Raw genomic sequence first — 14,451 nt, 5'->3', positions numbered from 1 at the left:
TCCACGATGCGCCAAACAAATGTCTGACGCAGACGTGGCCCCTGGTGGCAGCGTCGGGCCTTCTACCCGAGCTTCACTGTTTGGTCAGTTCCTTGACCGTCACTTCGGCGAATTTCTCGTACAGCCACCCCATGCGCGCGGAGTCCTGCCCGCCCGCAAGACCGCCCAGGGCATAGGATGCGGAAACTTCGAAACGGTCAAGCTCGTTGCCCTTCGGATCCTTCAGGACGACATCGGCAGAGATGGAGTCGGCCCCGGCCATGAAACCGAATGCGACAGCCGTGAAATTCGAACGGACGCGCATGTCCTTAACCTGGATCTCCAGATCCGGGCGCGATTTATCTGACGATCCATTCAACAGGGAATTGGCTTCGAGTGCTCGCTTGACATGACCGAGCAGTTCGTCCGGATTGAACTTCAAGTTTTCGGTCGCCTTCCTTTTCGCCTCATCAGTCAATGACAACGAAACCTTGGCAACCTGCTGATTGGCTGAAAGGCTTGTGCGAGCATCGGCCATGTTGGGCGCGCGCTGGACACCAGACGCACAGCCGGCAAGGAACATGGTGACGATGACTATGGATATGATTTTTTTGCTCATGGGAATCCCGATGAAATATTCCGGCTGCTGATATTGATGCCAGGGAAAAACGGCGCACAGGGTGGGAATGTCAGCGTGGCTCCCCTTGCCAAACAGACCGTTACCCCCTGGGATGAGCCACTGAAACGAAATATTACAATGATATGCAAATTCTGCAATGCCAAAGATATACCTAAAATGATAGGCAGCGAACGAGCCGATGGTCTCGACGGGCGCATGCTCGCGGTTACAAGTCTTTTACACCTCCACCCGCCACCGAACCCGAACGCGTCTCCCGCAGTCGCGGCCTAAGAATGGTGCTCTGCCGGCCTCCGGCCGGCGAAAGCGCACGGACCCGATGCGATATAGGAGACACGCGATGAAATCTACAGTTATTGAAGTAGCGATTTGCGCGCTCGCGCCGCTTGCGGTCGCGAACGCGTTTGCCGGGGATTCCGGCGGCCTTTCGAGCGCACTCGCGGCGGCAGCCGCGTCGCTCGGCCCGTCCCAGACTGGACAACCGAACCAGAGCTGCGAAGACACCCCGAATCAACCGGGCCACTCCATTTCAGCCCCCGGCTCGGCGTTCAACCCGGATGGCAAGGCCGGCACTGTCTATGCGGGCGAACAGCCGCAGAACTCGAACAATCCGAAGAGCGTTTCACAGTACGACGTCGCCTGCACACGTCCGACCCACTGACGAAGGGACTCGGGGGCTCGATGTCCCTGTCAATAGCCTATAGCAGCACAAAGCGGGGTCGCGGGATCAGGCCGCCGCCCTACCGCGAGCCAGCAACCCTCTGACGGTCTCCTGCAGATCGGCCGGCAGCACGACGACCTTGGCGCTGTCGGCCGAACCCATGCGTTCCATCGCCGCGATGTACTTCTCGCCGAGGAGGTACATCATCGGCCCCGGCTGCTCGCCGACGGCGGCCGCGACGCGGCGGATCGCCTCGGCCGAGGCCTCGGCGAGCATCACCTGGGCGCTGGCGTCGCGCTTGGCGGATTCGAGGCGCGCCTCGGCTTCGAGGATCGCGGCCTGCTTCTCGCCCTCGGCCTTCGTCACCGCCGCCTTCCGCTCGCGCTCGGCCGCGGCCTGCATTTCCATCGCGCGCTGCATCGACTCGGACGGCTTGATGTCCTGGATCTCGACCGACTTCACCGTCAGGCCCCAGTCGACGGCCTCGTCGGCGATGCTCTCGCGCAGCCGCGCCTTGATCTTGTCGCGCGACGAGAGCGCCTCGTCGAGCTCCATCTCGCCGACGATCGAGCGCAGCGTCGTCATGATCAGGTTGCGGATCGCCTCCGCGAAGTCGGTGACGCCATAGACCGCCTTCACGGGATCGGTGACCTTGATGAACGCAATCGCGTTGGTGACGATCACCGCGTTGTCGCGCGTGATCACTTCCTGCTCCTGCACGTCGAGGATGATGTCCTTGGTGACGAGCTTGTAGGCGATGCGATCGAGGTAGGGAATGATGATGTTGAGGCCGGGCTTCAAGGTGCCGTTGTACTTGCCGAGCCGCTCGACGATCCACTCCTCGCCCTGGGGCAGGATGCGAACGCCCTTCGCGAGCGTGACGACGACGAAAATCAGGACTGCTACGACGACGACGAATCCACCGCTCATGCTGCCTCCTTGGGCTGTTGAGTTCCGCTACGCTCTGACGACTTTCAGGAAACTGCCCTCGACCGCGACGACGCGCACCCGCTCGCCGGCGGCGATCGCACTCTCGGCGAGGCACACCCATTCCTCGGCACCCAGAATGGGTCGCTGGAAACGGACCTTGCCGCGCTGGAAAGGCGCCACCGCGCCGACCAGCAGTCCGACCTCGCCGATCACCTCCCCATCGGACGTACCGATGCGCGTCTTGCGCGCCTCGGGCTTGAAGACGCGGAACCACAACGCGACCATCGCCAGCGACAGCGCCGTCCACATCGCGAGCTGGGCGGTCAGCGAAAGCGCCGGAAACAGCCACAGCACGCCGGCCATCACCAAGCCGGCGACGCCGAACCAGATGACGAAAAAGGACGGGATCGCCAGCTCGGCGAGAATCAGCAGGATACCGGCAACCGCCCACTGCCACCATTCTATATTCATATCCACTCCTTCTCGCGATTGTAGCTGCATGTTACGACAGTGTGCTTGCGGCAGCCGCAAACCCGTGTCCCGCCTGCGACAGGCGTCACGGAGTGCTTTCGCAGGTCTTACATAACAGTTGACCGCCATCGCGTTTTTCACCAGACTGGCAATGCGCATCTGTAATCGCGTGGTTTTTCGTGCTGAACGGCCTTTTGGTTCCGCAGTTCGTTTTTCCCCGATCTCGATTGTCGCACCCCGGGCACAATGCCCATGTTTTAATTCCGAATTTGGGAAATACGAAAATGGCAACTGGTACTGTCAAGTGGTTCAACGACGCCAAGGGTTATGGCTTCATTACCCCCGACAACGGCGGTGAAGACCTGTTCGCGCACTTCTCCGCGATCCAGGGCAACGGCTTCCGTAGCCTGGCCGAAGGCCAAAAGGTCCAATACGACGAGACCTCCGGCCCGAAGGGCAAGCAAGCTGGCAACATCCGCCCGCTGTAATTCGGCACTCGCCGAATTGAAATAGAAAAGCCCGGCATCGCCGGGCTTTTTTGCGTCTCGACGCGGGAAAGCGTCAGCGTTCCGGACGCATGAGCCCCAGCTTCTCGATGCGGTAGCGCAGCTGGTCGCGCGTCAGGCCCAGCAGGCGCGCCGACTTGGTGACGTTCCAGTCGGTCTTCTCGAGCATCTTCACGACCAGATCCTGCTCGACGTCCGCGACGTTGACGCCGGTCGAGGGCACGGACATGCAGTAGGAATCGAGCGTCTGGAAGTCGCGCTCGCAGCTGCCGGAGAGTCCGGGGCAGATCGCGAGCTGGTTCGGCGTGATGATGTCGCCGCGAGCCAGCAACACGGTCTGCTCCATCATGTCGGATAGTTCGCTGACGTTGCCCGGCCAGCGGTAGCCGCGCAGCACGGCCAGCGACGGTGCGGTGAATTTCATGCGCGGCCGCGCGTAGACGCGTGCGAAATGCGCGAGGAAGTGACGCGCGAGAATGGCGACGTCCTCGCCGCGATCTCGCAGCGGCGACACCGGAATCGCATTCGCTCGCAGCAGGCGCAGCAGGTCAGGACGGAAACGGCCGTCGCGCACCAGGACGTCGAGACTCTGGCTCGTGCTGCAGACGATGCGCAGTGGCGCGGCAATCTCGTAATCGGCCCCGTCACGCGACACCCGGCGGCCTTCAATCAACGCGACGATGCGCGCCTGCAGGGCCTTGGTGCAGGCCCCGATCTCGGCCAGGAACAGCGTGCCGCCTTCGGCCGCTTCGACGAGCCCGCCGGGCCATGAGCCGCCTTCGCCATCTTCACCGAAGAGCTCGGCCTCGAGGCGATCGTCGGCTGCCGCACAGTTGAGCATGACGAAGGGGCCGCCCGCTTGTGCGCCTTCCATGTGCAGCGCCCGCGCGACACTCTCCTTGCCGCTGCCGTTTTCGCCGCTGATCAGGATCGCCGGCAGGCGGCCGGACGCCGATTGCGCTTCGGCGTCGAGCAGGCGGCGCATCTGGATACGCGTGGATTGCATCGGCGCGGAGTCGCCCAGCAAGGCGGCGGCGCTGGTGGCGCGTGCCTCGCAGGTCTTGAGGTAGGCCTGGGTGCGCTCCATGCGGCGCGCGTCGCAGGCACGCTCGAGCAGGGCTTCGAGCAGCTCGGCCTCGGGCAGCGCGGGCAGGTGATACCAGGCGCCGGCGCGGATCGCCTCCGATACGGCGGCCGCATCGCCGCCGACGAGCACGAGCTTTGTGCCGAAGGCGGCGAGCCGTTCCAGCGACGCGGCTGCGGGGGTGCCCCAGGCGTCGAGGTCGGCGAGTACGACCTCAGGGCGGAACGTCGCCAGCCGGGTTCGGACCTCGGCAAGCGCCTTGGCCTGCAGGGCGGTCCAACCGCTGTCTTGCAGACGGCAGACGATATCGTCGCCGGGAAGCGAATCGCCGGGGATGACCAGGATCGTGTGTCGTGGCATTTCTTTGGGAGTCCTTGCTACGTGTTACATGTGCGACCAGCGGGACGCTGCCGATCGTATCATCAAGACGCGTAAAAACCCCCGATTATGCGCGCAATCGGTGCCTTCCCGTGCACTCCCCGGCTTGCGGTTTACCCGCTGCGGGCTCCACCCTTCATCAGGCCGCTCGCGCGCAGGACCTGCCGGGCAACGGCCTCGTCGAGCACGCGGCCGGGGCCGGCGGTGGCGAGCGTCAGCCAGTGCCGCGCGCGAGTGATTCCGGTGTAGATGAGCTCGCGCGTGAGGATCGGATTCAGGCTGTCCGGCAGCACGAGCGCCGCATGTGTGAACTCCGAGCCTTGGGACTTGTGGACGGTCATCGCGTAGACGGTCTCGACCGCCTGCAGGCGGCTCGGCAGCACCCAGCGGATGCCGTCGCTGCCGTCGCCCGCGGGGAAGGCGACGCGCAAGCCCCATTGCGGCGTGCCGTCGGGCCCGAGGCGCGGCAGTTCGAGCGTGATGCCGATGTCGCCGTTCATCAGCCCGAGGCCGTAGTCGTTGCGCGTGACGAGGACCGGGCGGCCGAGGTACCAGCCCTGGCTCGCGGGGATCAGCCCGGCAGTGCCGAGCCGCTGCGCAATGCGCTGGTTGAGGCCTTCGACGCCCCAGGGGCCGCGGCGCAGCGCGCAGAGCACCTGGAACTGGCCGTGCGCCGCGATGACCTGCTGCGCCCAGCGATCGAAGGCGTCCTGCGCGGCGTCGAGGGACGGGTGGCCGTCGCGCAGGGCTCGCAGGTAGTGGCGATAGCCGACCGGCGGTGCCAAGGCCCGATCGCCCGTGACGCGCCCTTCGCCATGGCCGGGGAAGTTCGCGCGACCGCCATCGGTGATCAAGCCGTCAAAGGTCGGGTCTTCAGCACCGGCGAGGCCGACGTGGGCGAGGTCCGCGCAGCCTTGGGAGCACAGTGCGTGCATCGTTGTAAGCTCGCCCGCGTTGACGGCTTCGGCGAGGCGGCCGATGCCGCTCTCGGCGGTGAAGCGGTGGCTCACGCGCAGCATCGCGATCGCCTGATCGAGCGGCTCGCCGTCGTCGTCGACGAGATGCGAGGCGATCTGCGCGCCGGTGACTTCCGCGATCCAGTCGCGCGTGGCCGGCGTGTAGTGGCCGTCGCGCGCGCGGGCGCAGAGTTCGCCGAGCACCGCGCCGGCCTCAACCGAGGCGAGCTGGTCCTTGTCGCCGAGGAGCACGAGGCGCGCGGCGGACGGCAACGCGGCGAGGACGGCGGCCATCATTTCGAGGTCGACCATCGAGGCTTCGTCGACGACCAGCACGTCGAGCAGCAGCGGATTGCGCGCATCGTGGCGGAAATGGCGGGTGTCAGGGCGGCTGCCGAGCAGGCGGTGCAGCGTCGTCACTTCGGTCGGGATCGCTTCGCGCACGTTTTCACCGTCCGGAAGTCCATCCAAGGACAGGCGCCGCACCGCGCCGGCGATCGATTCGTTGAGGCGCGCGGCGGCCTTGCCGGTCGGTGCGGCGAGGCGGATGCGCAGCGGGCGAGCCTGGTCGCCGCTCAGTGCCAGGCTTTGCAGCAGCGCGAGGAGCTTGACGACGGTGGTCGTCTTGCCGGTGCCGGGACCGCCGGTGACGATGCTGAAGGCGCTGCGGGCGGCGAGCGCGCAGGCGAGCTTCTGCCAGTCGACGGCATCCGTGGCCGGGAACAGCGCGTCGAGTGCGCCACGGAAGGCGGCCGGATCCAGGCCCGCTTGAAGCGCAGTGCTCGCCGCCAGCCGGTCGGCGATACCGGCGCGGACGTCGCATTCGTACTGCCAGTAGCGGCGCAGGTAGAGGCGGGTGTCGACGAGCACGAGCGGCGTGTTGCCGGCCCCGCTTGCGACAAGCAGCGCATGAGCCAGCGCCGACCGCCAGTCGGCCAGCGTCAGGCCGGCGAGCGCTTCGTCGGGCAAGGGCGGGCGTTCGAGCGTGTCGTCCCCCTCGGGCGGCAGGGAGAGCGCGAAGCGCGGGTCGACGAGCGTCGCAGCGAGGTCGAGGCAGACGTGGCCGCGGCCGAGCTGGTGGCTTGCGAGCGCGGCGGCGAGCAGCAGCAGCGGCGCGGCGTCCGGGGCTTCGGTGCGCAGGAATTCGGCGAAGGCGCGGTCCAACGGGCGCAGCCAGCCATGATCGACCCAGCGCTGCAGCAGGCCGGGAACGTCGGCGAGGAGGGTCGCCGCGCGGGCCGCGGCCGGCGCGGGGTCGAAGAGGTCGCCCATCAGGTCGGCGCCGGGGCGGGCACTGCGGATTCGCTTCATCGGCAGGCCTCCGGCGCGGCGACGCGCTCGCCGAATTCGGCATCGAGCGCCTCGATCAAGGTCCGCGGCGGGCGCTCGCAGTGCAGGCCGCGCGTCGGCGCGTGGCTGCCGCGGAGGAAGAGGTAGACGGCGCCGCCGACGTGGCGGTCGTAGTCGTAGTCGGGCAGGCGCGACTTGAGCAGGCGGTGCAGCGCGAAGAGGTAGAGCACGTATTGCAGTTCGTAGCGCTTCGCGAGGACGGCGTCGCGCATCGCGTCCGCCGTGTAGGCCGCGTCGTCGGGGCCGAACCAGTTCGATTTGTAGTCGGCCACGTAGTAGCGCCCCCGGTATTCGAAGACGAGGTCGATGAAGCCCTTCAGCATGCCGTTGAGCTGGCCTGGGACGAGCGCCGGGCGCGGGGCGGCGGCGAGCGTGTGTTCGCGCACGAGGGCGTCGAGGCGGGACAGGTTCGCGTGGTGGGTCTCGAACCAGAATTCCATCTCGGGCCGACAGCCGGCGAGGTCCGCGAAACGGGGCGTGGCGCCGTCGGGCAGCGGCAGCGGCGTCGTGATGAAGTGCAGCAGCCAGCCGGTGAGCGGCTCCGTCCAGTGGCTCCAGCCGCGCACGGCGCAGCGGCGCGCGATCATGTCGCGGGCGCGCTCGGGCCGCGCGGCGACGCGCCCGAAGCCTTCGCGGGCGGCCCATTCGAGGAGTTCGTGGAGGAAGGTGCCGGGCCCGGCACCGCGCGCGAAGCGGTGCAGGCGCGTGTCGTCTTCGGGCGCGATCGCGGCCTCCGCGACAGGGGCTTCGTCGAGGATTTCGGCGAAGGTTTCTTCGGCGGGAGTATCGGCGGCGATCGGCGTCGCGGCAGCCTGGGTCGGGGCTTCGGCTGCGGCGCCCTCCTCCGTGCGCAGGCCGGAGTAGCTCGCGATCCACCAGAATTCGCGCACCGCGCGGCGGGGCGTGCGGGCGGGGCCGATCTCGACGCGGGCGGCGTGCGGGACGAAGCGTTGGCCGGACAGCGCGGGGGCGGCGGCGATCGCAATGTCTTCGCACTCGCCCTTGAACTCGACGAGCGTCGCGGCGAGGGAATCCGGCGCGATCGTCGCGCCCCCCTTGAGGAGGTAGCCCGGCGCGCTGCGGTGCAGGCCGTCGACGGGCGCGAAGCCGAGCCAGGTCGCGTGGCGGGCGCGGGTCAGCGCGACGTAGAACTTGCGCAGATCCTCGCCGAGCCGTTCGCGGTCGGCGAGCCCGGCGGCGGCTGCGTCGGCCGCGAGCGTCAGGTGCAGGCGTCCGGCCGCGTCGTGCCACTTCAGCGGCAGCTCGTCGGACGAGGTCTCGCGGAAGGCGCAGGCGAAGGGCAGGAAGACGAGCGGGTATTCGAGGCCCTTGGACTTGTGGATCGTGACGACCTGGACGAGGTCGGCGTCGCTCTCCAGGCGGAGCTTGCGCGCGTCGTCGCCGTTGCCGGCGTCCGCGCGCTGTTCGGCGAGATGACGGATCAGCGCATGTTCGCCGTCGAGGGCGACGCTGGCGTGCTGCAGCAGTTCGGCCAGATGCAGCAGGTCGGTCAGCGCACGTTCGCCGTCCGCGCAGGCAAGGAGGCGCCGCGGCACGTCGAAGTCGCCGAGCAGCCGCCGCAGCATCGGCAGCACGCCCTGCTCGCGCCAGCACTGTCGGTATTCGCGGAACTGCAGCACGCGGTCTTCCCACTCGAGCTCGTCGAGCCGCAGGCGGTCGAGCGCCTCCCACGGCAGGCCGAGGCTCGCGGTCGCGAGGGCGGCACGCAGCAGGCTGTCGTCGTCCGGTTCGGCGCAGGCGGAGAGCCACAGCTGGAGTTCGGCAGCCTGGGCGCTCGCGAACACGGATTCCTGGTCGGAGAGGTAGACGCTGCGCACGCCGCACGCGGCGAGGGCTTCCCGCACGGCGTTGGCCTCGGTGCGGTTGTTGACGAGGATCGCGATGTCGGCGGGACGCAAGCCGGCGAGCTCGCCATCGCGCAAGAAACCCGCACGGCCGCGCTGGCCGAGGTTCAGCAGGCGGACGATCTCGGCGGCGCAGGCCGCGGCCATACTGCCGCGATAGGCGCCGACGCCGAGCACCTTGCCGGACTCGGGCGCTTCCAGCGTCCAGCAGGTCAGCGCCGGAACGGCCGCGTCGCCGACGACGAGCCGCTCGCGCCGCCCGCTCGCGGCGACCGGGAGGAAGGGCACGCGGTTGCCTTCCATCGTCCGGAAGAGGAAGGCACCCTCGCCCGTGTCGCGCCCTTCGGCCTGCTCGAAGCAGCGGTTGACGGCGGTGACCATAGTCACGGTCGAGCGGTAGTTGGTGCCGAGCGTGTAGAGCCGTCCGCCGGTCGCTTCGCGCGCCGCGAGGTAGGTGAAGATATCGGCGCCCCGGAAGGCGTAGATCGCCTGCTTGGGGTCGCCGATCAGCACGAGGCCGGTGTCCGGCGCGTTGTCGGCGATGCGGTAGACGGCGTCGAAGATGCGGTATTGGACCGGGTCGGTGTCCTGGAATTCGTCGATCAGCGCGACCGGGAACTGCGCACGGATGACTTCGGCGAGCCGCTTGCCGTTGGGCTGGCGCAGCGCGGCGTCGAGCCGGGTCAGCAGATCGTTGAAGCCCATCTGCGCGTGGCGCTGCTGCTCGGCGGCGAAGCGCGCCGCGACCCAGCGCGCGGCGAAGCGCAGTAGCTCGGCGTGGGCGTGGGGAAGATCGGCCAGCGCGGCCCTTAGCGCGGGGATCGCGTCGAGGGCGGGATGATCGGGCGGGTCGCCGTCCTTCCAGGCATCGGCCAGCCCGTGCCGGCTCAGGCGTTCCCACCCTTTCTTCAGGTCGAGCGCGTCCGCGGCAGGGTCCGCGGCCCATGCGGCGAGCGCATCGAGCCAGGGCTGGTAGTAACGCTTCTGGATCTTGCTGCCTACGACCTGCTTCGCTGCGACCGCTGCGTCGAGGAGTGCCTCCAGCTCCTGGGTCCAGTCCGGCCAGGGCGCTTTCAGCTGTGCAAGCTTTTTGGCCTTCTCGGCGCGTGCGGCAGCGATCGATTCGACCGGTGGCGCTGCGTCCGGCAAGCCCTCTGCGTGCTCCAGCAGCTTGCCGAGCTGCCCCTGCAGCTCGTCGGGCGTCTGCCACCAGCGCGCAATCTCGCCGACGTCTTCTGCATCGAGCGGCGCGAAGAAGGTCCGCCAGAAGTCGCGCACGACCTCGGCGAGGAGTTCTCGCTGGTCGGTTTCGAGGCGTTGCGTGAAGAGGCTGTCGCTGTCGAAGGCATGCTCGCTCAGCATGCGCTTGCACCAGCCGTGGATCGTCGACACGGCGGCCTCGTCCATCCACTCGGCGGCGAGCTGCAGCTTGCGCGCGCAGCCGGGCCAGGCTTCCTCCGGATACTCGGCGCGCAGGTCGTGCAGGAAGTCCTTGCCGGGCTCTTTCGGCCCGACGGCGAGCGGATCGGCAAAGAAGTACTCGGCGCCTTCGGCGAGCCGCGCGCGGATGCGATCGCGCAGTTCCTTGGTCGCGGCATCCGTGAAGGTCACGACGAGGATCTCGGGCGGGGTCAGCGGGCGCGCGAAGGCGGCGTCACCGCCGTGGCCGAGCACGAGGCGCACATAGAGCGCGGCGATCGTGAAGGTCTTGCCGGTGCCTGCGCTCGCCTCGATCAGGCGGCTGCCGTGCAGCGGGAAGGTGAGCGGCATCAGGGGCTGCGGTGCAAGGGGCTGGGGCGCGGTCAGGGTTTCGCGGTTCATGCGTCGACTCCCTGTGCGTCGGCCTTGGACTTGGCGGATTTGGGCGTGCCGACTGCCTGATACAGCGGGCGCAGCAGCGCATCGGCCAGCCGGGCGAATTCGCCGCCGGCCCACAGGGCGTCAAAATCCGGCCAGGCGCGGGCGAGATAGTGGCTGTCCTCGATCTCGCCGCGCCGCTTGAAGCCATCGCCTTCGTAGGCGATGCGTGCCGCGCGGCCGGCATCGCTCGCGAGCGGCGTGTCGGGCGTGCCGCCCTTCCCGATCCACTCGAACGCGGTCCTCACGGCAAGCGGCAGCGGCCGCGCCAAGCCCTCGTGCCAAGCATCGAGCACGCGGCGGAAATAGTCGCGGGCGGCGTCCGGCGCGAGCGGATTGATCGGCGCGTCGCCCGCCTTGCTGACGATGCGGCTCGTCATCGACTCGCCGCCGAGGTGGCCGGCGACATGGGCGATCCAGTGGCCGAGGAGCTTGTCGCGGCGGTACTTGCCCTCCTTCACCGCGCTGCCGCTGTCGAGCGCGACGCGGCAGCGGGCCCCGTCGTCGTTGCAGCGCAGGCCGGAGACACGATCGACGACCGTCAGCGTGCGGCCCGCGACGACGTGTTCGAACAGGATGTCCTCGTCGCATTCGACCGCGTTCGGCCAGTCGGCGAGCGCCTTCGCATGGCGTTCGAAGAGATCGTCCATCGGCTCGGCGAGCGCCTGCTGCATGCGGGTCGCGAAGTGGCCGGCGGCGAGCTCGCCGCGCCGGGCGATGCGGGCGAGCGCCGCGTCGAGTGCGGCTTCGCGCGATTCGCCGCGCGACAAGGCCTCGAGCTGGATGCCGATCAGCTCGTTCTGCAGCTGCCAGTTCTGCAGGGCATCGAGCGCGAAGGGCTCCTGGTCCTCGCTCGCCGGGTCGGGCATCTCGAAATAGACGCCGAGGCGCACGCGCAGGAAGGTCTTCGCCGGTTCCTTGAGGAAGTCGGCGAGCGCGCGCAGCGTCAGCGCCTCCTCGACCTCGAATGGCGGCAAGGGCGCGCTGCCCGCTTCGTCGTCATCCGCGGCGAGACTGTCGCGCCATTCACGCGCGTAGGTGAAGAGCGGCGAACGGCTCCCTTCGGGGGCGAAATAGTCGCGGCTGAAGGGCTGCAGGCGGTGTTCGACGGTGATCGCGTCGAGCAAGGCCTCGCCGGAATCATCGACGTCGTCGCCGGCAAGCCGCCAGCCCGCCGCGAGATGGTCGCGCAGCTGGCCGACCAGCACCGAGGGCGGGCGCTCGGTATTGTCGTGGATGCTGCGTCCGACCCAGCTGACATGCAGGCGTTCGCGCGCGGAGAGCAGCGCTTCTAGGAAGAGGTAGCGGTCGTCCTCGCGGCGCGAGCGGTCGCCGGGGCGGTAGTCGCGCCCCATCAGGTCGAAGTCCATCGGCACGCGCGTGCGCGGGTAGTCGCCATCGTTCATGCCCAGCAGGCACACATGGCGGAAGGGGATCGCGCGCATTGGCATCAGCGTCGCGAAGGTCACGGCGCCGGCGAAGAAGCGCTGCGAAAGGCCCGACTCGTCCATCTGCGCGAGCCAGTGTTCGCGCACGACGGACAAGGGCAGCGCTTCGGCAAGCTCGGCCGCCGCGCAGGCATCCTGCCAGGCCTGCAGCGCGGCTTCGAGGCGCTGCAGCGTGAAGGCGCCGCCGGGTTCGGCCGGGTCGAAGAAGTCGGCGAGCAGCCCGCGCAGGCGCAGGCACCAGTCCTCGACCGTCGCCGTGCCGCGCAGCGCCCGCCAGCTCGCATCGAGCCGCTCGAGCAGCGCCGCGAGCGGCCCGACGAGGCCCGCGTCGAGGCCGCCGATCTCGTCATAGGGCTCGATGCCCTGCCAGGCCTCATTTGCGTCACCCGCCGCCCCCGTCGCGTAGCCCAACAGCATGCGGCGCAGGCCGAAGAGCCAGGAATTCTGCTCGACGCCTTCCGGCAAGCCGAGGCTCGCGCGCTGCTCGGCATGCAGGCCCCAGCGGATGTTCGCGCCGCGCACCCAGCGGTGCAGCAGCGGCAGATCGTCCTCAGTGAGGCCGAAGCGCGCACGCAGCGCCGGCACTTCGAGGAGATCGAGCACGTCGCTCACCGCGACGCGCGACTGCGGCAGGCCGAGGAGCTTCTCGACCGCGTTGAGCAGCGGATCGTGGTGGCGCAGGCCCTGGTCGGCAACCGTGAAGGGGATGAAACGCGGATCGTCCACGTCGAGCAGGCCGAACACCGCCTGGATGTGCGGCGCGTAGGCGTCGATGTCGGGGACCATCACGATGACGTCGCGCGGGCGTAGCGTGGCGTCGGCGTTGAAGGCCGCGAGCAGCTGGTCGTGCAGGATCTCGACCTCGCGCTGCGGGCCGTGCGCGACGTGGAAGCGGATCGACGGGTCGGACGCGGGATCGACCGCCGGCCAGCGCGCACGCGTCTCGGCGAGGGGGCGCAGGTCGCGGAGGTCGTCCTGCAGCTGGTGCAGCAGACAGTCCTCACCGTGCGACTCGAAAAGGTCGATGCGTTGGCTCATTGCGGCGAAATCGCGCGCATAGCGCTCGCGCGCTTCGCCCGCATCGTGCTCGTCGAGCAGGCCGATGAAGTCCCGCCCCTGCTTGCCCCAGGCTGCAAGCAGCGGATGCGCGTGCAGGTGCAGCGCCTCCTCCGCCAGCACCTCCGGCATGCCGGCGCGGCGCGCTTGCCGCGACCTGTTCGCGCGCAAGAGGTCCTTGTCCGCGATGATGTCGGCCCAATAGTGCTCGCAGGGGTTATGCACGCACAACAGCACCTGGCTCCACTGCGCGATCGCCGCGAGCACTTCGAGGGTCTGCGCGGGCAGCGACGAGATGCCGAAGACCATCACGCGGCGCGGCAGCGCGGGCGGGCGTGGCGCGTCCAGCATCCGCGCGACCGCCACGAGAAAGCGCGTGTGCACGGCCGCACGGCCGCTGCCCGCGAGCGCCGGACCCACGTCGTCGAGCAGCGCGCGCCACAGCGCCGGCTGCCAGCGCTGGGCCGCGGGCAAGGCCTCGCGCCCGCCACGCGCGGTCAGCACGACGTCGTCCCCCTCGGCCCAGGCCGCGAGCCAATCGGCGCGGTACATCTGATACTGGTCGAAGAGATCGGCGAGGCGCTCGGCGAGCTGGTGACGCTTCCTGAGGTCCTCGTCGTCGGCCAGGAAGCGCGCGAGCGGCGCAAATTCGTCGCGGATCAGGAGCTGCGGCAGCAGGCGCATCAGCCGCCAGACGAGCAGCGGCTTGTCGAAGGGCGAGACCTCGGGCACGGCCTCCATGCCCAGCACGGCGCGGTAGGCCTGCCACACGAAGCGCGACGGCAGGAAGGCCTCCAACGCCGCGGCGATGCCGCAGCCCCCCAGCGATTCGTCGGATGCGAGCGCCATCTTCAGCCACTGCGCGATGCCGTTGCTCTGCACGAGGATCAGCTCGTTCTCGAGCGGCGCCAGCGGATGGCGCTTCATCCATGCGACCAGCACGTCGCGCAGCGCCTCCGGATGGTTGCCGTGGATCACCATCAACCCGCCGTTCAGTCCCCCCTCCCGTCCATCCGCCCCGATCAAATCCGCCTCCTGCTCACAATCGCTTTCACTTGCCCTTTCGCAGCCCATACCCTAGTACCGCGCCACGACAATTCATGTCGCGTAGGCATTTTCGGTGATCGTCGCTGAATTTCCGTTGTCGACAAGTAATTGAAACATTGCGCTGCGATAGTACCGATCACGTATGTCACGACGCACAAGGGCAGAACGATGACTCCGGCTTCCCGAATTCTCTCATTCCCCCGCCCCGGCTGGTGGGCTGGAATCC

Annotated in this window: 9 protein-coding genes; 2 read left to right on the top strand and 7 right to left on the bottom strand. The window is 68.4% G+C overall.

What is annotated here, in order from left to right:
- Positions 1 to 73 precede the first annotated feature (73 nt).
- Positions 74 to 598: a DUF4410 domain-containing protein gene (locus AZKH_RS01365; protein WP_015433927.1), complete on the bottom strand. Its 525-nt coding sequence runs from the start codon at positions 596 to 598 to the stop codon at positions 74 to 76.
- A gap of 358 nt (positions 599 to 956) precedes the next feature.
- On the opposite strand from AZKH_RS01365, the gene AZKH_RS26615 reads away from it, so the two are divergent.
- A complete protein-coding gene (locus AZKH_RS26615) occupies positions 957 to 1,277 on the top strand; it encodes a hypothetical protein (RefSeq protein ID WP_015433926.1) in 321 nt (106 codons plus the stop codon).
- A gap of 66 nt (positions 1,278 to 1,343) precedes the next feature.
- Here the strand turns inward: AZKH_RS26615 and AZKH_RS01355 are convergent, their stop codons facing one another.
- A complete protein-coding gene (locus AZKH_RS01355) occupies positions 1,344 to 2,207 on the bottom strand; it encodes an SPFH domain-containing protein (protein ID WP_015433925.1) in 864 nt (287 codons plus the stop codon).
- 27 nt (positions 2,208 to 2,234) lie between these two features.
- Positions 2,235 to 2,678: an NfeD family protein gene (locus AZKH_RS01350; protein ID WP_015433924.1), complete on the bottom strand. Its 444-nt coding sequence runs from the start codon at positions 2,676 to 2,678 to the stop codon at positions 2,235 to 2,237.
- Positions 2,679 to 2,962: 284 nt separating this feature from the next.
- Here AZKH_RS01350 and AZKH_RS01345 point away from each other — a divergent pair, with 284 nt between their 5' ends.
- A complete protein-coding gene (locus AZKH_RS01345; RefSeq protein ID WP_015433923.1) occupies positions 2,963 to 3,166 on the top strand; it encodes a cold-shock protein in 204 nt (67 codons plus the stop codon).
- Positions 3,167 to 3,239: 73 nt separating this feature from the next.
- Here AZKH_RS01345 and AZKH_RS01340 read toward each other — a convergent pair whose 3' ends face one another.
- The 4 genes from AZKH_RS01340 to recC all read right to left on the bottom strand — a co-directional run bounded on the left by AZKH_RS01340 (position 3,240) and on the right by recC (position 14,204).
- Complete coding sequence (locus AZKH_RS01340; RefSeq protein ID WP_015433922.1) at positions 3,240 to 4,628, bottom strand: sigma-54 dependent transcriptional regulator; 1,389 nt, start codon at positions 4,626 to 4,628, stop codon at positions 3,240 to 3,242.
- A gap of 131 nt (positions 4,629 to 4,759) precedes the next feature.
- Positions 4,760 to 6,913 (bottom strand): exodeoxyribonuclease V subunit alpha, encoded by a 2,154-nt coding sequence (gene recD, locus AZKH_RS01335; RefSeq protein ID WP_015433921.1) that lies wholly within the window; start codon positions 6,911 to 6,913, stop codon positions 4,760 to 4,762.
- Positions 6,910 to 10,638 (bottom strand): exodeoxyribonuclease V subunit beta, encoded by a 3,729-nt coding sequence (recB, locus tag AZKH_RS01330; protein WP_015433920.1) that lies wholly within the window; start codon positions 10,636 to 10,638, stop codon positions 6,910 to 6,912. The genes recD and recB overlap by 4 nt, the downstream gene beginning before the upstream one ends.
- Entirely contained in the window at positions 10,635 to 14,204 is a 3,570-nt protein-coding gene (recC, locus tag AZKH_RS01325) for an exodeoxyribonuclease V subunit gamma (RefSeq protein ID WP_015433919.1), read from the bottom strand. Before recC ends, recB begins: the two co-directional genes overlap by 4 nt.
- Positions 14,205 to 14,451 lie beyond the last annotated feature (247 nt).

Origin of the sequence: Azoarcus sp. KH32C (genome assembly GCF_000349945.1) — a bacterium.
GTDB lineage: Bacteria > Pseudomonadota > Gammaproteobacteria > Burkholderiales > Rhodocyclaceae > Aromatoleum.
Note: the sequence above shows the minus strand (reverse complement) of the source record. Positions and strands in the feature narration are given on the sequence as shown.

Bases quoted from the DNA above. Each gene is read 5' to 3' on its own strand.
- AZKH_RS26615 (WP_015433926.1), top strand. From the start codon at position 957: ATGAAATCTACAGTTATTGAAGTAGCGATTTGCGCGCTCGCGCCGCTT.
- recD (WP_015433921.1), bottom strand. From the start codon at position 6,913: ATGAAGCGAATCCGCAGTGCCCGCCCCGGCGCCGACCTGATGGGCGAC.
- recB (WP_015433920.1), bottom strand. From the start codon at position 10,638: ATGAACCGCGAAACCCTGACCGCGCCCCAGCCCCTTGCACCGCAGCCC.
- AZKH_RS01345 (WP_015433923.1), top strand. From the start codon at position 2,963: ATGGCAACTGGTACTGTCAAGTGGTTCAACGACGCCAAGGGTTATGGC.
- AZKH_RS01365 (WP_015433927.1), bottom strand. From the start codon at position 598: ATGAGCAAAAAAATCATATCCATAGTCATCGTCACCATGTTCCTTGCC.
- AZKH_RS01340 (WP_015433922.1), bottom strand. From the start codon at position 4,628: ATGCCACGACACACGATCCTGGTCATCCCCGGCGATTCGCTTCCCGGC.
- AZKH_RS01350 (WP_015433924.1), bottom strand. From the start codon at position 2,678: ATGAATATAGAATGGTGGCAGTGGGCGGTTGCCGGTATCCTGCTGATT.
- AZKH_RS01355 (WP_015433925.1), bottom strand. From the start codon at position 2,207: ATGAGCGGTGGATTCGTCGTCGTCGTAGCAGTCCTGATTTTCGTCGTC.